Annotated in this window: 11 protein-coding genes, 1 tRNA gene and 1 pseudogene; 7 read left to right on the forward strand and 6 right to left on the reverse strand. The window is 70.7% G+C overall.

Going from position 1 to position 18,661, the window contains the following annotated elements:
- The 5 genes from ACVGV2_RS00170 to ACVGV2_RS00190 are packed head-to-tail and all read right to left on the reverse strand — an operon-like array spanning position 1 to position 6,354.
- Positions 1 to 1,452: a peptidoglycan D,D-transpeptidase FtsI family protein gene (locus ACVGV2_RS00170; RefSeq protein ID WP_459164026.1), complete on the reverse strand. Its 1,452-nt coding sequence runs from the start codon at positions 1,450 to 1,452 to the stop codon at positions 1 to 3.
- Positions 1,449 to 2,882, reverse strand: coding sequence for an FtsW/RodA/SpoVE family cell cycle protein (locus tag ACVGV2_RS00175; protein ID WP_459164027.1), 1,434 nt, complete (start codon positions 2,880 to 2,882; stop codon positions 1,449 to 1,451). The genes ACVGV2_RS00170 and ACVGV2_RS00175 overlap by 4 nt, the downstream gene beginning before the upstream one ends.
- The gene (locus ACVGV2_RS00180) at positions 2,882 to 4,372 is read right to left on the reverse strand and encodes a PP2C family protein-serine/threonine phosphatase (protein ID WP_459164028.1); all 1,491 of its coding nucleotides are present in this window, start codon (positions 4,370 to 4,372) and stop codon (positions 2,882 to 2,884) included. Before ACVGV2_RS00180 ends, ACVGV2_RS00175 begins: the two co-directional genes overlap by 1 nt.
- Positions 4,369 to 4,878, reverse strand: coding sequence for an FHA domain-containing protein FhaB/FipA (locus ACVGV2_RS00185; protein WP_459164029.1), 510 nt, complete (start codon positions 4,876 to 4,878; stop codon positions 4,369 to 4,371). Before ACVGV2_RS00185 ends, ACVGV2_RS00180 begins: the two co-directional genes overlap by 4 nt.
- Positions 4,879 to 4,932: 54 nt before the next feature.
- Positions 4,933 to 6,354, reverse strand: a complete 1,422-nt coding sequence (locus tag ACVGV2_RS00190) for a DUF3662 and FHA domain-containing protein (protein ID WP_459164030.1) — start codon at positions 6,352 to 6,354, stop codon at positions 4,933 to 4,935.
- Positions 6,355 to 6,623: 269 nt separating this feature from the next.
- On the opposite strand from ACVGV2_RS00190, the gene ACVGV2_RS00195 reads away from it, so the two are divergent.
- The 4 genes from ACVGV2_RS00195 (at position 6,624) to ACVGV2_RS00210 (ending at position 9,664) form a co-directional block, all read left to right on the forward strand.
- Positions 6,624 to 6,706: transfer RNA gene (locus ACVGV2_RS00195), tRNA-Leu, on the forward strand.
- Positions 6,707 to 7,160: 454 nt separating this feature from the next.
- A complete protein-coding gene (locus ACVGV2_RS00200) occupies positions 7,161 to 7,943 on the forward strand; it encodes an IclR family transcriptional regulator (protein WP_459164031.1) in 783 nt (260 codons plus the stop codon).
- A 330-nt stretch (positions 7,944 to 8,273) separates the two neighbouring features.
- Entirely contained in the window at positions 8,274 to 8,903 is a 630-nt protein-coding gene (locus tag ACVGV2_RS00205) for a hypothetical protein (protein ID WP_459166078.1), read from the forward strand.
- Between the two features lie 101 nt (positions 8,904 to 9,004).
- Positions 9,005 to 9,664 carry an SDR family oxidoreductase gene (locus ACVGV2_RS00210; RefSeq protein WP_459164032.1) on the forward strand — a complete coding sequence of 220 codons (660 nt, stop codon included), beginning with the start codon at positions 9,005 to 9,007 and terminating at the stop codon, positions 9,662 to 9,664.
- Between the two features lie 592 nt (positions 9,665 to 10,256).
- Here the strand turns inward: ACVGV2_RS00210 and ACVGV2_RS00215 are convergent.
- Positions 10,257 to 10,799, reverse strand: a pseudogene (locus tag ACVGV2_RS00215) (TetR family transcriptional regulator); the annotation flags it as partial.
- Positions 10,800 to 11,699: 900 nt separating this feature from the next.
- Here ACVGV2_RS00215 and ACVGV2_RS00220 point away from each other — a divergent pair.
- From ACVGV2_RS00220 to ACVGV2_RS00230, 3 genes are all read left to right on the forward strand, one after another.
- Entirely contained in the window at positions 11,700 to 15,140 is a 3,441-nt protein-coding gene (locus tag ACVGV2_RS00220; protein ID WP_459164033.1) for an L-tyrosine/L-tryptophan isonitrile synthase family protein, read from the forward strand.
- 1,065 nt (positions 15,141 to 16,205) lie between these two features.
- Positions 16,206 to 17,570, forward strand: a complete 1,365-nt coding sequence (locus ACVGV2_RS00225; RefSeq protein ID WP_459164034.1) for a helix-turn-helix domain-containing protein — start codon at positions 16,206 to 16,208, stop codon at positions 17,568 to 17,570.
- A 52-nt stretch (positions 17,571 to 17,622) separates the two neighbouring features.
- Positions 17,623 to 18,600: a phosphotransferase enzyme family protein gene (locus ACVGV2_RS00230; protein ID WP_459164035.1), complete on the forward strand. Its 978-nt coding sequence runs from the start codon at positions 17,623 to 17,625 to the stop codon at positions 18,598 to 18,600.
- Positions 18,601 to 18,661: the final 61 nt, after the last annotated feature.

The raw sequence follows: 18,661 nt of genomic DNA on the forward strand, positions 1-18,661 counted from the left end.
TCAGCCACCCCCTTGCATGCCGGCTCGGATCACTTCGCGTCCGATCGGGGCGGCGATCGACCCGCCGGTCGCCTCGGCGCCCTCGTCACCGCCGTTCTCCACGATCACGGCCACCGCGATCTGCGGGTTCTCCGAAGGTGCGAAGGCCACGTACCAGCCGTGCGGGTCGGACTCGGCGCCGTGCTGAGCGGTGCCCGTCTTGGAGGCGATCTGCACGCCCGAGATCTTGCCGGAGCCCGAGGTGTTCTCCTCCGACTGCACCATCATGTCCCGGATCTGGTGGGCGACCTCCGGTGAGGTGGCCTGGCTGAGCTTCTCCGGCTGGAAGCCGTCGATCTCGGACATGTCCGGTGCCCTGGTGCTCTGGACCAGCTGCGGCTTCATCACCTCGCCGTCGTTGGCCACGGCCGCGGCCATCATCGCGTTCTGCAGCGGGGTGACGCGCACGTCGCGCTGGCCGATGCCGCTCTGGTAGAGCGCGGCCTGGTCGGGCATTTCCCCCATGCTCGACTCGGCCACGTTCATGGGCACGTTCAGGTCCTGGCCGAACCCGAACGCGGCGGCCTTGTTCCGCATCGCGTCGGCACCCACGTCGCCCGCGATCTCGGCGTAGGCGGTGTTGCACGAGTGCGCCAGCGCCGCGGTCAGCGTGTTGCCCTGGCACTGCATGTTGCCGTAGTTCGGCAGCGGCACGCTCGTGCCGGGCGGGGTGATCTCCGCGGCGTCCTGCACCCTGGAGTTCGGCGTGTAGCCGTTCTCCAGCGCCGCGGCCGTGGTGATCAGCTTGAACGCGGAGCCGGGCGGGTAGGTCTCGGCCACGGCGCGGTTGACCATCGGCCCGTCCGGGTCGTTCTCGTAGTTCTGCCAGGCGTCCACGGCCGCGTTGCGGTCGTGCGTGGAGACCTTGGCGGGATCGTAGGACGGGGCGTTGGCCATCGCCAGGATCTGGCCGTTCTGCGGGTTCAGCGCGACCACCGAGCCCTGGTAGCCCTTGCTGGTGAGCTGCTCGTAGGCGGTGCGCTGCATGTCCGGGTCGATGGTGAGTTCCACGTTCCCGCCGCGCGGTTCCTTGCCGGTGACCGTGTCGGACAGCCGGTTGAACGCCATGCTGTCGTCGGTGCCGTTGAGGATGTCGTCCTGGCCCCGTTCGATCCCCTTGGAGCCGTAGATGAACGAGTAGAAGCCGGTGACCGGGGCGAACGCCGCTCCCCCGGGGTAGTTCCGCGTGTACTCCAGCGGTTCCTGCCCGGTTCGCGAGGAGTTGGCCAGCGACTGGCCGTCGGCGATGATCTGCCCCCGCTGCTGCGAGTACTCGTCGTAGAGGCTGCGGTTGTTGCGCTCGTCGTTGTTGTACTCGTCGGCCTGGATGACCTGCTTGAAGGTCACGTTGGCCATGAGCAGCACGACCATCGCCATCATCGCCAGCGCCACCCGGCGCAGGGGCTTGTTCATCGGGGACGCTCCACCAGTTCGGTATGTGCTTCCGCGATCGGCGTCTGCGGCTGCTTCGGCCGCACCGGCTCCTGCGGTCTGCGGGCCGCGTCGGAGATGCGCAGCAGCAGACCGATGAGGATGTAGTTCGCCAGCATCGACGAGCCGCCGTAGGCGAGGAACGGTGCGGTCAGACCGGTCATCGGGATCAGGGCGGTCACACCGCCGACGACGACGAACACCTGCAGCGCGATCGTGAACGACAGACCGCCGGCGAACAGCTTGCCGAACGAGTCCCGCACGGTCAGCGCGGTGCGCAGGCCCCGCAGCATCAGCAGCAGGTACACCATGAACAGCGCCATGAGGCCGACCAGGCCGATCTCCTCGCCGACGGCCACCGTGATGAAGTCGCTGATCGCCCACGGGGTGAGCCCGGGCATGCCCTCACCGAGACCGGTGCCGAAGATACCGCCGTTGGCCAGCCCGAACAGGCCCGTTCTCAGCTGGTACCCGGGGTCGTACCCCTCCGCGGCCTGGGCGAGCGGGTCCAGCCACGTCTGCACGCGCACGCGCACGTGCGAGAACAGGAAGTAGCCGATGACGCAGCCGACACCGAACAGCGTCAGGCCCAGCGAGAGCCACACCATGCGGCCGGTGGCGATGTAGATCATCGCCAGCACGATGCCGAACATGAGCAGCGAGGTGCCCAGGTCGCGCTCCAGCGCGACGATGCCGACGGACAGGCACCACGCCACGAGCACCGGCATGAGGTCGCGCGCCCGCGGCAGGTCCACCCCCAGGAAGCGGCGGCCCGCGGTGGTGAACAGTTCCCGGTGGGTCACCAGGAACGCCGCGAAGAAGATCAGCAGCAGGATCTTGGCGAACTCGTTGGGCTGCAGCGACAGCGGGCCGATGAGCAGCCACCGCTTGGCGCCGTTGCGCTCGGAGATGCTCGACGGCAGCAGGCCGGGCAGCGCGAGCAGCACCAGCCCGACGAACCCGCTGGTGTAGCTGTAGCGGGCGAGCACCCGGTGGTCCTTGAGCAGCACCAGCACGAGCACCATGCCCACCACGCCGGCCGTGGTGAACAGGATCTGCTTGCCCGTGTAGGGCGCGCCCGCGACACCCGCGTAGTCGAGGCGGTGCAGGATCACCAGCCCGAGCCCGTTGACCAGGGACACCAGCGGCAGGATGAGCGGGTCGGCGTAGGGGGCCCACCGGCGCATGGCGAAGTGCGCCGCGAGGTACAGCGCGAGGAACGCCAGCCCGTAGTAGGCGAGCTCCGCCGTGACCGCCTGCTCCTGGCTGAGCTCGACCAGCATGAGCGCGATGCTCACGATGAAGCTGGCGAAGACCAGCAGGAGCAGTTCGACGCCCCGCCGGGGGCCGGGTCGGGACGCCGCGGACTCCTCGGGGGCCTGCGCGCCGGTTGCGGGAGCGGATTCGGACATCAACTCACCGTCCGGCACGTGACGCCCGGCTCGTACTCCTCGGTCTGCAGCGGAGTGGGCGCGTCGGCCGCACTCGGGTCCGGGTTCCGCGGATCCCGCTGGTCCTGCGGAGCCGGTTCCGCGGGAGGTGCCGTGCCGTTCTGCGGCCGGTCGCCGTTGTTCCGGTCACCGGGTGGCTGGTCCCCGGGTGGCTGGTCGCCGGGTGGTTGGTCGCCGGGCTGCTGCGGATTGCGCTGCTCCGGGGGCTTCGGCGTGGGGCACTCCGGCAGCAGAGCCGTGGTGCGCAGCCGCACGACCGCCTCGCGGGCGGCCTGCAGATCGCTCACTTCGGTGATCCCGTTGCGCAGGTCCGGGCGCTGCGCCTCCTGCACGTCGCCGACCTCGATCGATTCGCAGCCCGGCGGCGCGTCCGCCGGGCAGGAACCTTCGATCTGCCGGTTCAGCGACATGCCGAAGACGCTGCCCTGGACTCCCTGGTAGATGACGACTTCATCGGACCGGTTCACGCCGATGTAGTACTGGTTGGTGACCCACCAGCGGCCAACCAGGGCGATACCGGCCAGGACGACGAGCACACCGCACAGCACCAGCAGCGGGGTGAGCCAACGCCTGCGGCGAGGGCCCGCCTCCGGTGGTGCGGTGGGTGCGGACTGCGGCGTGTGGGCCTGCTGCGGCTGGGTGACCGCGGAGGCCCGGGCTGCCGACGAGTCCGGCTGCGGGTGCTCATCGCCATTTCCCGCCGCCCCCCCGACGATGGGGGCGTTGCCGCCGAACCCGACGTCGGCGACGTCGGCGACGACCACGGTGACGTTGTCCGGCGCGCCGCCCTTGAGCGACAGCTCGATGAGCCGGTCAGCGCACTGCTGCGGGTCGGGGATGCGCAGGGCTTCCCGAATCGTCTCGGTGCTGACCGGGCCGGTGAGCCCGTCGGAGCACAGCAGGTAGCGGTCTCCGGCGCGGGCTTCGCGCACAGCCAGGCTCGGTTCCACCTCGTGGCCGGTCAACGCGTGCAGCAGCAGGGAGCGCTGCGGGTGGTTGGCGGCTTCTTCCTCGGTGATCCGGCCTTCGTCGATCAGCGACTGGACGAAGGTGTCGTCGTGCGTGATTTGCGCGAGCTCGCCGTCCCGCACGAGGTATGCGCGCGAGTCGCCGATGTGCACCAAACCCAGTCTGCTGCCCGCGAACAGCGCCGCGGTGAGCGTGGTTCCCATGCCCTCGAGTTCGGGGTCTTCGGACACCAGCTCGGAGATGGCGCTGTTGCCGGCGAGCACCGCGTCGCGGAGCTGGCCGAGCAGGTCGTCACTGGGTTCGTCGTCGTCCAGTGGCGCGAGCGCCGCGACGACGACCTTGCTGGCCACTTCACCGGCGGCATGGCCACCCATACCGTCCGCGAGGGCGAGTAGTCGTGGGCCGGCATAGACCGAGTCCTGGTTGTTGGAACGAACCAAACCCCGGTCGCTGCGGGCTGCGTAGTGAAGGACGAGGGTCATGAGCGCAGCTCGATCACCGTCTTGCCGATTCTGATCGGAACTCCGAGCCGGACCTCAGTTGGCCCGGTGACCTTCGCCCGATCGAGGTATGTGCCATTGGTAGAGCCTAGATCTTCCACGTACCACGTGTTGCCACGCAGCGAGAGCCTCGCGTGTCGCGTCGACGCGTAGTCGTCGTCGAGCACCAGCGTGGAGTCGTCGGCTCGGCCGATCAGGATCGGTCGGCCGTCTAGGGAAATGCGAGTACCTGCCAACGCGCCGTGCGTGACCACGAGGTTCCGTGGCGCCTTGTTCCGGCCTCGGGGCTGCTTCGGCTGCTTCTTCCTGCCCCCGAGCTTGCCCGAACCGGACTTGCCCGAACCGGACTTGTCCGAACCGGGCATCGAGACCCGCATCCCGGAGGCCGAGAACAGGTCAGAACGCACCACGCGCAGCGCAGCCAGCACGAACAACCAGAGCAGGGCGAGGAACCCTGCTCTGGTCAGCTGAATCACCAGCTCCGGCACCTGTTGTGACGCTCCTACTCTCCTCCGGGGCGGGTGCGGTCACCCGCCCGAAACTCACATCGGCTGCGAGCGGAAGACCAGGGAGGAGTGCCCGACCCTGATCACGTCTCCGTCGGCCAACTGCCAGGTCTGCACCGGAGTTCCGTTCACCGTGGTGCCGTTCGTGGAGCCCAGGTCGGCGAGCATCGCGCTCTGACCGTCCCAGGTGACCTCGATGTGCTTGCGGGACACGCCGGTGTCGGGAAGGCGGAACTGCCCTTCCTGACCGCGGCCGATGATGTTCGAGCCGTGCTGCAGCGTGTACGAGCGGTTCGAGCCGTCGTCGAGGTGCAGCGTCGCCGCGAGCTGCTGTGGGGGCGCCGGGGGCTGCTGCGGGTACCCGCCGGGACCGCTCGGCGGGTAGGCACCGCCGGGCTGCTGCGGGTACGGCTGCTCGGGGAATCCGCCGGATCCCGGGTAGGCACCCGGTTGCGGCTGGCCGTAGCCGGGCTGGCCGTAGCCGGGGTCGAACGGCGGCTGCCCGTAACCGGGGTCGTAGGCGCTCGGCTGCCCGTAGCCGGGATCGAAGCCGGGCTGCTGCCCGTAGCCCGGTTGCCCGTAGCCGGGTTGTCCGTAGCCCTGGTCGAAGCCGGGCTGTCCGTATCCCGGCTGCCCGTAACCCTGGTCGAAGCCGGGCTGCTGGCCGTAGCCGGGCTGCCCGTAGCCGGGGTCGAACGGCGGCTGCCCGTAGCCGGGCTGGCCGTAGCCGGGTTGTCCGTAGCCCTGGTCGAAGCCGGGCTGTCCGTATCCCGGCTGCCCGTAACCCTGGTCGAAACCGGGTTGGCCGTATCCCGGCTGGCCGTAGCCGGGCTGGCCGTACCCCTGGTCATAACCTGCGGGCTGGCCGTACGCCGGGTCGAAACCCTGTTCGTAACCTGGCTGGCCGTAGCCCGGCTGCCCGTAGCCCTGGTCGTAGCCGGGCTGCCCGTACCCGTAGTTGGGGTCCTGCCCTTGGCCGTAGCCGTACTGCCCTTGGGCGTACGGATCTCCCTGGGGATACTGGCCTGGTGGCTGGCTCATGGGTCGGTCTCCTGCGGTACGAGGTTGTGCCGGCCGTCGAGTCACGTCGGGGTCGACGGTCGAGCTGATTCGGAACTGTCCCGTGTGCAGCGTCTCAGAGCGCTCCAGGGAGACTACGACGTCACCATATGTGTCCCACCCCTGTTCGGTGAGATGCTCCTGCACGCACTCGGCGAGGAGGTCGGTTACGCGGTATTCCTCCTCCGTGAGCCGATCGTGATCCGATGGGCTCAACTGCACAACATAGTGGTTACACGCGAGCAGTCGACCACCAGCGAGCTCACGCACCTGCAGGTCGGCTTCCCGTTGCAGAGCCTGCGCGATCTCCTGGGGAACGACCTTCCCCCCGAACACACGCGCGAAGCCATTACCGACGATGCCTTCGAGTCGGCGCTCGAAGCGCTGCACGAGGCCCACGGCATCTCCCTCCACGCGTACGACTCCCGGCGACCATCGTATCCGTGTCAACGTGCGCTGACACTGCCCAGTTCCCATCCCGGTCCGCACCTCCGCGCCGGAGGTGCACCCCCCGGGAGGTCCGCCCGCGGCGACTGCTAGACTCTGCCACAGCTGCCGCGGGGAGCTGCTCCCTGCGAATGCTCCCCGGGAATGCTCCCGGTCCGACCGGAAACTGAGCACCCCCACGGTACGCCGAAAAAGCCATCCGGTAGGCTTTTTCCAGCCACGGGCGAGTGGCGGAATGGCAGACGCGCACGGTTCAGGTCCGTGTGTCCGGAAGGACGTGAGGGTTCAACTCCCTCCTCGCCCACCGAAACCCCCTCGGCACGGCCGAGGGGTTTTTCGTGTCCGCGCTCCACGCCGGTGTCCGCAAGTCCGTGCTGTGCCCGTTTCCCGCAGTTGCCCCGCGCGGGAGCGGTGTGCCGCGGAGGTGAACATCACTCCGCGAGCGACTGTGAGCGACACCGCTCCCGCAGGCGCCGGAGGATGATCCGGGTGCTTCGTCCGGACCGTCCCCCGCTCGCTCCGCGCCCCGCCCGCCTCGGTCTCCGCCCGGAGACGTACCGGGTTGCGCGCTGCCGGACGTACCGGCTGCAGGACGTACGGGCTGCCGGACGTACGGGTGGTGGTCTCCGCCCGTGCGCCCGGCAGCCGGTGCGGTTTGCGAAGCCGGGTGAACAGTTCCGTTGCGACCTCTTGGCCGGGGCGCTCACCTGTGCTGGGGTGATGCACATTCCACCGCAGGAACCGCAGGGAGGACGGCGATGGCGGGAAACAGTCGCGACCCCGGGCGTTCGGTGACCGCACGTGCGCTCAGCGTGTTGACGGCCTTCGACATGGAGCACTCCCGGCTCACGCTCACCGACATCGCGCGCCGCGCCTCGATCCCGTTGGCCACCGCGCACCGCTTGGTGCGCGAACTGGAGCTGTGGGGCGCGCTGCAGCGGGACGAGCAGGGGCAGTACACGATCGGCCTGCGACTGTGGGAGATCGGGCTGCTCGCCCCGGTCAACAGCCGGCTGCGCGAACTGTCCATGCCCTACTTGCAGGAACTGTGCGAGAGCACCCGGCACAACGTGCACCTGGCCGTGCGCGACGGGCTCTCGGCGATCTACGTGGAGAAGCTGAGCGCGCCCCGCGCGGTGCCGATCGTCTCCCGCACCGGCGGCCGGCTACCGCTGCACGCCACGGGCGTCGGCAAGGTGCTGCTGGCGCACTGCTCGAGCGCGGTGCTGCAGCAGTGCTGCGCGCAGGGGCTGTCGCGGCACACCTCGTTCACGATCACCGAGCCCGGGCGGTTGACCCGCGAACTGCGTTCGGTGCGGCAACGCGGCTTCGCCCAGTGCCAGGAGGAGATGACGCTGGGGAACTGCTCGGTGGCCGTGCCCGTCTACCAGGGCGGCGGTGTCGTGGCGGCGCTCGGCGTGGTCGCGCACAGCGCCCGTGCCGACGTGCCGAAATTGGTCAAACCGCTGCTCCCGGCGGCCGAGTCGATTCGCCAGCGGTTGGAGCAGGACCAGCTCGAAGTGGACGCGGTCCCGCGGTGAGCAGGTGCGGCCGCTTCGGGGCGGTGCCGGTTTCTGCAGCAGTGGTGCTGCCTCTTCGGCGGTGGTGCGGCGGGGATTTCCCGCTGCTCGGACGCCGCGGTCGCCCCGTCGATCGGGTCACCTGAATGGCCGCATGGCGGGGCCGAAAACTCGTGACCGCTCACCGACCGGCCACCGACGACCGCGTGCCGTCGGTCGCAACGCGCCGCCCAAGCCCGCCCGGTGCGGGTGCCGAGGTGTTTAAGTCAGGTCGAGCCCTGCGCACATCCGCGACGGCCGACCGCGCGGGGACCCCGGCAAGCAAAAGGGAGGCACAGAGCCGTGACCGGAATGACCGGACGCGCCGCGGCCGAAACCGACACGCCGCGACCTTGCGCGCCGCAGGCCCGCGCGCCCTTCGAAACGGCGAGCACCGTCGGCAGCGTGGCCGAGACGGTGGCGCGCGACCTGGGATGGTCGGGGACCGTGCTGCACCCCACGCGCCTGTTGGGGAGGTACGTGGTCCCGGTCGCCGAACTCGTTCCCGAGGCGCACGCCGAGCGGTTGTGCTTGGGGAGCGTCCCCGTGCTGGACCGCAGCGAGGTGGCCACGTGGGTGTGGCCGGAGATGGCGGGGCGTGTTCCGCCGGCCGCGGTGCGGTTGACCGGTGTGCTGGCGCCCGCGCGGCACTGGCGCAGCGCGCTGACCGCTGCCGCGCCGTTCGCGCGCTACGCGGACACGGCGATGGTCGTGTCGCAGAGCGTCGCCGCCGAGCGGGGATTCGTGGAGAAGTGCCTGTTCCGCGCGCGGCAAGCGGGCGTCGCGGTGGTGAGTGTGGACGGTGACGCGGTGCGCACCGAGCTCGCCGGCCGGTGCTGGCACGACGAACCGCCGATGGAGCACACCGCGGTGTCCCGGTGGATCAACGAGGTCGTTTACGACCAGCTCGTCAAGCTGACCGAGCCGGCCCAGCAGGCATGATCACGGCAGCCGTGGCCGGCGGTTCGGCGGCCCCGGCGCTGCGACGCTCCGCTCGTCGCGACACCGTTCGCCGCTGAGCTCCGTTGGATACGGTGGAGGCCATGCGAGTCGCGATCGCCGGAGCGCACGGACAGATCGCGCGGCACCTGACCGAGCGGTTGGTGCAGCGCGGGGACGAAGTGACGGGATTGGTCCGGAACCCGGACCACGTGGCCGATGTGACCGCGGACGGGGCGCAGCCCCGCGTGGTGGATCTGGAGGACACCGACGCCAGCACGCTGGCAGGTGAACTGTCCGGTGTGGATGCGGCGGTGTTCGCCGCCGGCGCGGGCCCCGGCAGTGGTGCTGCGCGCAAGGACACCTTGGATCGTGCCGGTTCGGTGCTGCTGGCCGAGGCCTGCGAGAACGCCGGTGTCGCCCGCTTCGTGCAGATTAGCGCGATGGGGACGACGCGGCCGAACCCGCCGGACGTGGGGGAGGTGTTCGGCGCCTACCTGGACGCGAAGCGGGAGGCCGAGGCCGATCTGCGCAGCAGGCAGCTGGACTGGACGATCCTGCGTCCCGGCAGGCTCACCGACGACGAGCCGACCGGGCTGGTGGAGTTGGCGGTCTCCGTGGCGCGCGGGGACGTGACGCGTGCCGATGTCGCCGCGAGCGTGGCCGCCGTGCTGGACGAGCGGCGTTCGGTGCGCAAGGCGCTGGAGGTCATCAACGGTGACACACCGATCGTCGAGGCCTTGCGCGCCGCTGTGGCGCGCTGACCGCGGCCGAACACCTCCTGCGGCCTTCCCCGCCCCGCGGGGAGACCGCGGTGCATGCGCCGAGCGTGCGGTCGCGGTAGAGCCTGTTTTATAAGCGGTGCAGCCGCTTGTTCTGTCGTCATCCGAGCAACGACAGTGCCCGCGGGTTCTCAGCGTTTTCCTGGCGAGGACGGTCCCGACGCTGTGTAGGTGGCTACATGAGGAGGGGCACCCGCAGTCCAGGGAAGCGCTGAGGTTCCGCCACCGGCCTCGCTACGCAAACCACATTGAAACACTTCCTAGCGGGTCGCGGTAGCAGTGCTCAGCCGCGCCCGGCGGGCATCTCCACCGGCCGGGCGGAGGTGTCGCCCGCGTCGTCGATTCCGCTCGGCCCCGTGATGCCCTCCGGTCCTGCGGTGTCCTCCGGTGATGCCGCGCTCTCCGGTGATGCCGCGCTCTCCGGTGATGCGGCGCTCTCCGGTGATGCGGCGCTCTCCGGTGATGCGGCGCTCTCCGGGGATGCGGGGGCCTCCGACGCGGTGGGGGCGTTCGGCGGGGCCTGCGCGTCCTCGTCGGTGCGGGGCCGGGACGGTTGCGCGGCTCCGGACGGGTGGGGGATGCGGTCGGCGAGGTAGCCGCGCACGAGTTCCTTGGCCTCTGTGACGAGCATGTCGTCGCCTTCGGGCGTGCGGCGGAAGGCCAGGCGCAGCACTGCGTCGGCGGCTTCGACCGCGACGACGATCGGGGTGCGCACGTGCGAGGGGTCGAAGCCGAACGTCTCGGTCAGCAGGGCGGTCAGCTTTTCGGCGATCACGACGTTGTTGTCCTTGCTCGAGTCGAGCAGGCGCGGGTCGATGACATCGCCGAAGTGCAGCTGGCTGAAGGCGGGGACTTCGCGGTGCATCGTGAGGTAGACGTCGAACACGGCATCCACCCCGTCCCACCAGTGCATGATCTCGAGTTCGGCGAAGTGCTGCGACAGGGTTTCCACGAACCGGTCCACGTTGCGCCGGGTGAGTTCTTGCGCAACGGCGCGCTTGTCAGGGAAGAACTGGTACAGCGACCCCACGGCGACGCCGGCTCGTTCGGCGATCAGCGTGGTGGTCACCCCGTCGTAGCCCACTTCCTCGATGAGTTCCGCGCAGGCGGACAGCATCTTCTCCACGCGTTGCGCGCTGCGCTGTTGCACCGGCTTGCGGCGCAGTGGAGCCACTTCGGCGGGCACGGATCTCTCCTCGGTCGTTGTGCGGATCGCGGTGCAGGTGCGTTCCGCGGTGCGGTGCAGGAACGGTCAGCGCCGGAACGAGCGGACCGGGCGGACGAACGGGACGCTCGGGCGGTCCGTCGCTGCGACGGGGTCGAGTCTCTCGGTGATCAAGCTGCCAGGGATATGTGACATGCCGGAAACGATGTGGTCCGAAGGGATGAGCACGGCTGGTTCGCCAGGTGGTGGTGCTTGCGGTTGGCAAATCACCGAAGTCGCACGGTGTGTCGGTCATTCCACCGGGAAGAGCTATCCCGTCGTTCATCGGACCGACAGCGTTACGCCTCGCGCATATGCGGTCCGTCATGTTGCCAGAGCACATGGTCACTAACTAGCGTGAGACAGATCGGTGTGCTCAGTGAGAAAGGTCATCGTGGGTGAACGCGCGGTTGTCACGTGTCGACGAGCGCTCGACGAGCGGTGCGACGGGACGCGACGAATCGCGCGATCGGCGGGGGTGCATCCGCCGAACGCCGCAGCACCGGAGGGCGCACCCCCGCGGTGGCTTCCTCGAGACCCCGCTCGGCTGAACGGATCAGCCCGGCGAGCCGCTCGGTCCCGCGCGAAGTCGCCGAACGCGGCCGACGTGTTCCGCAGCACGGGTCAACCGGCGGTGGGCGTGCGAGCAGTGACGAGGGGGCCTTCGGAGTGCTGTCGTTGCCACCCTGCAGTGCACCTCGGCGGCGGTGCGGGCACTGCGCCGCGGAGTGCCTCGCGGCTCCGGCGAACACCGCACCAGCCGGCGGCGCCCCAGCAGCGGGCGGTACCGGGCACCGCCGGTACCTGACCTCCGTGTCCGGCCACGTCCGCACCGACGCACCGTCCGCAGCCCGCAGCCGGATCGACGTGCCTGCCGGCGCTGCGCCGGCCGCGCGAACCACCGCCGCCGCACCGTGGGAATCGCTCACGGCGACCGAGGCCAACGCCGTGCTCAGCGACGGCGGGTACCGGCTGCGCGTGTCCCGCCGCGGTGGAAGCCTCGTCCTCGTCGGGCGCGGCGCCGGAACCGGGATCCCGCTGGGCGCCGAGCCCCGCTGGGCCGACCTGTACCGCACGCTCATCCGGCTGCGCCGCACCCGGCGCCTGCGCGATGCCACCTGGCTGTACCGCCTGATGTGCGCACTGCACGCCGCGGAGCCACCGGACGCGGTTCCGCAGAACCTCCCGCCCGGTCGCGCCGACGTGCTCACCGCCGACGACCAGGCGCTGTCCCGCAGCTGCGCGCTCGCGCTGAACGCCCCCGACGGCGGCGTGCACTTCCCCGGTGCCGGCGAGACCGCCTGCGGGGGGACGCTGCTGCGCAACAATCGCGCGATCCGCCTGCTCGGTCGCAGCTCGACGGGCGCGTTCGGCCGGGCCGAGGTGCGCCGGCAGCTGCGTGGCTGGTCCCGCATCACCCGCGCCATCGCCGAGGACCCGATGCTGCGCATGCACTGCGCCGCCGAACCGGCGCCGGCCGCCGTGGTGGACACGGGCACCGGCCGGGCCGCGCTGGCGCGCGTGCCCGAACCTGCACCGCGACATCCGCAGTACCCGGCGGGAACGGTGCGCTGCACGCTGTCCGCGTTGTTGCGCGCCGACTCGGACGGCGAGCCCGCGCTGCTGCGGCACGTGCTCGCGAACCGGTTCGAGCGCCGCGAACCCGTGCTGCCGTACTTCCTCGAGCACTTCATCCGCCCGCTGCTGCGGTCCTTCCGGCTCGGCCTGGACACCCACCGCATCGGGCTGCTCGGCGCGCACGCACCCGACATCGGCTTCGAGCTCTCCCCCGAACTGCAGGCCACCGGGCGGATCGTGCTCGCCGACTACGAACCGATGAGCCTGCCGCCGCACCAGCCGGAGGTCACCTGCGCGGTGCGCGCGCTGAACTCCGCCCTGGACGCGCTGTGCGCCGGCTTCGCCGCCTGCCACGGTCAGGCGGAGCAGGTGCGGCGCAGCGCCGAACGCATCCGCGGCGAGGAGCTGCGCTACCTCGAGCCGCGCACGGCGGAGCTGCTGCGCCGTGCGGAACCGCTGCACGACATCGCCCACGCCGTTCCCGCCGAGCAGGACGCGGTGCTCAAGACCGTGCTCAACCGGGTCCAGGAGCGCACCCGAGCGCGACGGTGGAACTCGCGGCTGCCGCGCCCGGCCGTGGTCGTCGACCTGGACCTGTGCGGGCTGGTGCCGCTGCGCCGCATCCGCGAAGCGGTCCGCGCGGTGTCCGGACCGCGTCCCGGCGCGGCCGAGGGCATCGTGGAACTGGCCGGCCCGGACGCCCTGCCGCTGCTGCCCACCCACGCCGGGTCCACCTGGCCGCCCTTCCTCGAACGCAGCGGACTCGCCCGCCGCTACCCGGAAGTGGACTGGTGGGCCGTGTACGCGGAGTTCCGCCGCGCGTTCCACGCCCGCAGCCGGGACCGCACCGGTGCGGACGCGGTCAACGCCGGGCTCGCCCGCTTCGTGTGGGACGTGCGGGATGCGGGCGGGCACGTGGTGTTCTCCACCGAGCGCCGCGAACGCTGCCGCCGCGCGGTCGAGGACGTGCTCGCCGCCGCCGGGGTCCCGGACAGCACGCTGCTGTTCCTGCCGGACGACTGCACCGGGCCGGGAGACGAGCTGCGGATGCAGAAGCTGCGCGAACAGGGCGACTCCGAGGTGCTCGCGGTGTTCGACTGCCGGCAGGCGAACCGGATGGCCGTGGTCAAGGAGTTCCCCGCGGCGCAACCGGTGGCCGTGGAAGTGCCCGGACTGGCGGGCGAACGGCTCGCGGGGCAGTCGCTGCCGGACACCGGCCGGGTCGTCGCCACGTTCGAAACGACCCCGCGACCACCGGCCGCGGTGGCACCGGCGCGGCTGTCCAACACGCACTCGCTGGAGGAGTTGCAGGTCGGCGCGCTGCGGCGCAACCGGTTGGCGCAGCAGTGGGCGGTGCGGCTGGACGAGCACGAATCCCGGCTGCTGGTGCGGCGCATCGTGACCGAAGTGGACCGCTGCGCAGCGCGCACCGCGCGCACCGCGCTGGCAAAGTTCGCCCCCGCGGAGTCCGCCGACCCGGCGGAACGCGCCGAACGGCGGTTGCGCGCGCTGCACCACGTCCTCACCCGCAAGCAGTTCCTCAAGGGCTCCCGGTCGAACTACCGCGTGCAGCACCTGCGCGCCGACGTCGAACCGTTGGTGCGCGCGGAGGAACCGATCGAGGTGGTCCTGTTCGGGTTCCCGGTCAAGCAGTGCCTGAACCGGCTCAAAGCGCTCGGGCCGCTGCCGGACATGGCCGAGCTCGGCGCGCTGGCCCGGCTGCGCGAGCTGTCGCAGGCCGTTTCCGCCGTGCACCCGGCCGGGGTGCGGTTCAACATCCTCACCGACGGGCGGCACTTCCGCACCCGCCCCTACGCGATCACCGAGTCCTACCGGCGCAAACTCCAGGAGTACATCGACCTGGTCGGCATCACCGAATGCACCGCGGTGGAGGAGATCGACGCGGTGGCGGCGGACCGATTGGGGCCCGGTCTTCCCGCGGAGCGGGCGGCGCGGATCTCCCGGTACCGCACGTGGCTGGCCGAGGCGCTGCGGGGGTTCGACATCACGGACAATCCGCTGCGCACATTGGACCGGGTGCAGGCGGTCGCCGGCGGGATCGGGGGCTTCGAACCGCGCATCGCCGACCTGTTCCGCGAGATGTTCATGTCCCTGGTGTATTCCGTGCCCGTGGTCGTGCCGCCGGGTGCGGACCGGATCAGCTGGTCCACCGCCGTCTACGCCGATGTGTACAACCTGACCGATCCGTCGGTGTCCTCGCGCGTGCGCGCGGCGCGCGCCGAGGTGCTGCGCCGGGCGTGGCAGACCGTGCTGGGTTACCTGGCCACGCTGCAGGTGGACGAGGAGTTCGGTTACGAGCGGATGTTCCCGAACCGGGTCCGCCTGACGGTCACGGCCGGCCGTGAGGGCTGCCTGGGGTTCACCTACCTCGGCGGGTCCGGTGTGCTGCCGTGGCAGGGGACCGGCGTGGTGGACGACCGCGGCCGGGTGGCGGTCGACTTCGCGATTTCGCTGTTCGACCGGGGTTTCGTGCCCGTGTACTCCCCCCTGCTGGGGCCGCGGCAACCGTGGATGATGGCTCCGGCCCAGCGCACCCGATTCGAGGAGTCGGACGTGTTGAGCACGCCCGTGCCTTCGCCGCGTGCGGACGAGCCGGCGGGCGGGATGCGGTTGGACGAGGACTTCGCCGCCAGGGTGCGCCTGCGCCGCGGATGAGCCTGCGGTCAACCGGTACCGCAGGTGAAACCTGCAGCAGGTCCCTGGTGCGGCGGCACCTCGCTCGGGGTTGCGAGGCGCCCCGCCCACCAGGGACCTGCCGTCTCCGGTGCCGTCCGGGGTCGCGAGACCGGAGGGGTGGAGTCCGCGGACCAGTGCCGGTCGGGGGAGGGGAGTGCGGCAGCACCGGCCCGCGGAGGCCGGGGACGCGGTACGCGTCCGGTTTTTCGCGTTTCGGTTCGGATCGGGGGCGCGGAGCGCTCCACCGCCGGTGGCGGAACGCTCCGCTCGTTCGCTGCGATATCCGCTCGGGGGCGGTCGTTCGGGGTCGGGGTGTTGTTCGGGGTGTCGCCTTCGGGGGGAACGACGGCCGGGGCAGCCGCTCGTTCGTCGGGCGCTCGTTCGTCGGGGATTCGGGGTTGTCGGGCTTTTCCGCGTCCGGTTGCTCGTGTCCTCGTCGTCTCGTCCCGGCTTTCCGGGGGAATCGCGACCGCGCCACAGCTTCGGGGTGTGCAAGTGCGATGTGGACGGTCCGTTCCCCGCCACCGGGCCAACCGGCCGGGGTCGCTGTTGTCTGGTCGTGCTCCTGCGAGGTCGGCTCCGTGCCACCTCGGCTCCGTGCCACCTCGGCGGCGTCCGCGCGGGTCGGGGAACCCGTCCGGCGCCGTGTCACAGGGCGTGGGGTAACGGGGTGTGGGGTCACGGGGTGTGGGTGCCGCGCATCCCTCCAGTTCTCCTCGCTCGTGAGTTCCGTCCGCGGTCCCCGCGTGCAGTGCAACTGCGTGCGATACCGCGGTGTTCTGCGCTGCGTGGTCCGCTGCTCGTTCTGCCGCGGCCCTTCCCGCCTCGGCGGGATCGGTGCCGCACGGGGTGTTCCCGTGGTGACTAGATTGGAACAGTGCGTCGCGGTTCGCCTAGCCCGGAGGCGATAACCGGACGGACCGCGACGACGAGCGGTCGGCGGAGTTCACCGCTGCCGATCACCCCGACCGAAGTGCACTTCACCGCTTTGCTGGAGTGCCCTTACCCTGCGACTGACGCCCGTTGAGCGTGAGGGGGCCCGTAATGAGCAGTATCGGCACCGGCGGCTCGCCCGTTACACCGGAGGTCTGGGACAGCCGCCCCATGCGAGAGGCACTGGCGAGTCGGGACGTCAGCGCGATCTACCGGCAACTGCGTCGACACGGGGTCTCGCAGCGGCAGATCGCGGCCTCCACGGGGCAGTCGCAGTCCGAGGTGTCGGAGATTCTCAAGGGCCGGCAGGTCATCGCCTACGACGTGCTCGCGCGGATCGCCGACGGGTTGGGGATTCCCCGGGGCTACATGGGCCTCGCCTACGAAGGGGCGATGGTCGGGCGGGTCGCTACCACCAGCGACTCCCAGGTTGAGGAGGACGAGTCGGTGAAGCGGCGGAACTTCCTGTCCCATGCCGCGGCCGTCACCATGGGTGCGGCCGTGTTCGGAACGGAGAGCGCCAACTGGACGCCTGTCTACGCGCAGACGCCCGCTCCGTCCCGCATCGGCATGACCGACGTGCAGCAGATCCAGGCGGCGACGAAGGCGTTGCGCGACCTGGACTACCGCTATGGCGGCGGAACCTGCCGCGATGCGGTGGTCGCCCAGCTGTCCTGGGCGCAGCAGTTGTTGGAGACGAGCGCGGCCGACAAGGTCCGGATGCAGCTGTTCCGGGCGCTGGCCGACATGCACAGCCTCGCCGGGTGGACCTCGTTCGACACGGGCCTGCTGGACCCCGCACGCGGGCACTTCGGGAAGGCGCTGGAATTCGCCAAGCAGGCGAGCGACGACAGCCTGGCCGCCGGCATCCTCTACCGGATGGGCCGGGTTTACCTGCACTACCACGAACCGAACGAGGCGCTGAAGCTGTTCCAGCTCGGACAGCTCGCCGCGCAGGACTCCGGTTCCCCGCTCACGGTCGCGGTGCTGTGCGCCAACGAGGCGTGGGCCTACGGCATGCTGAACAGGCCGAACCAGGTGCAGGAGATGCTCGGGCGCACCAAGGACGAGTTCGCCCGCGCCAACCTCGCCGAAGCTCCCGACTGGGTCCGCTTCTTCGACGAGCACGACCTGCACTGCATGATCGGTTCGGCGCAGGACGCGCTGGCGGTGTTCGACCCGAAGAAGCACGCGCCGATCGCCGTCGCGCACACCATGAAGGCCAACTCCATGTACGGCTCGGACATGCAGCGCTCGCACACCTTCGGGCTGGGCATGCAGGCCACCAACCACATCCGCGCGGGTGATCTGCAGGAAGGGATCAAGATCGGACGCCGGGCGCTGCAGGTTGGTGAGCAGGTGAAATCGCAACGGGTGGCCGACCGGCTGAAGCCGCTGCAGGTGGAGGCCACCAAGCACCGCATGAACGCGGACGCCCGCGACTTCGCGGAAGAGGTGCAGCGGTTCCGGAGCTGAACGGGACCAGCACGTCGCGTCCGACGCACCGCCGGATGTCGGTTTGGAGCACATGATTTCCAAGACCCGTCCCGGGTCCGACGGAAGGACCGTCTCCGCCGGGGGCGGTGGTACCGGGACGTCCCCAGCGCGGCCGGTGACGCGGAACCGCTACTCGCGCGCCCGGCTGTCGATCGCTCTCGCGCAGGTGTGCGCGCAGGCGGGGCTGGACCCCCGCGGTGCCCGGCTGCTCAGGCTCGTCAACAACGCGGTCTTCCGGTTGCGCAGGCACGATGTCGTCGTCCGCATCGTGCTGGCGCCGTCGCTCGCGCACCGGGCGCGCAGGGTCGTGCTGGCGGCCCGCTGGCTCGCGGAGAACGACGTGCCCGCGGTGCGCCTGCTGCCGGACGTGCCGCAGCCCGTGGTGGCGGGCGGTTACGTCGCGACGCTGTGGCGGGCGGTTCCCGAGGTGGCCGAGCCGACCGCGGAGCACCTCGGTTCCCTGCTGCGGCAGCTGCACGCCGTCCCGGCCGCACCGGAGCTGCCCGAGTGGGACCCGGTCTCCGACGTGCGGCGCAAGGTCGCCGACGCCGAGGAGCTCTCGGCCGATGACCGCACGTTCCTGCTGCACCGGTGCGAATCGCTGCGCAACCGGCTCTCGGAGCACCGGGTGCGGCTCTCCCGCGCGGCGGTGCACGGGGATGCGCACCTGGGCAACGTCATCCTCGGTCCGCGCGGGCCGGTGCTGTGCGACCTCGATTCGATGTGCGCGGGCCCGCCGGAGTGGGACATGATCCCGCTGGCCGTGGGGCGCCTGCGCATGGGGCATCCGCCGGAGCGGTACCGGCGTTTCGCGGCCTCCTACGGTGCCGATGTCACGGCTCGGCCGGAGTTCCCGCTGCTGCGCGCGCTGCGCGAGTTGAAGATCACGGCGAGCGCGCTGCCGGTGCTGCGCGGCAACCCGCGGATCGCCGAGCAGCTGCGGCACCGGTTGCGCTCGATGCGCGCGGGGGACCTGGAGACCTCGTGGTCGCCGTACCGCTCGTGCTGATCCGTTCACCGGCGGGGCTTGCAGGGGTGCCGACTGCGATTCACCGCCGCACGTGCACCGC

It is taken from the genome of Bounagaea algeriensis (assembly GCF_054491375.1).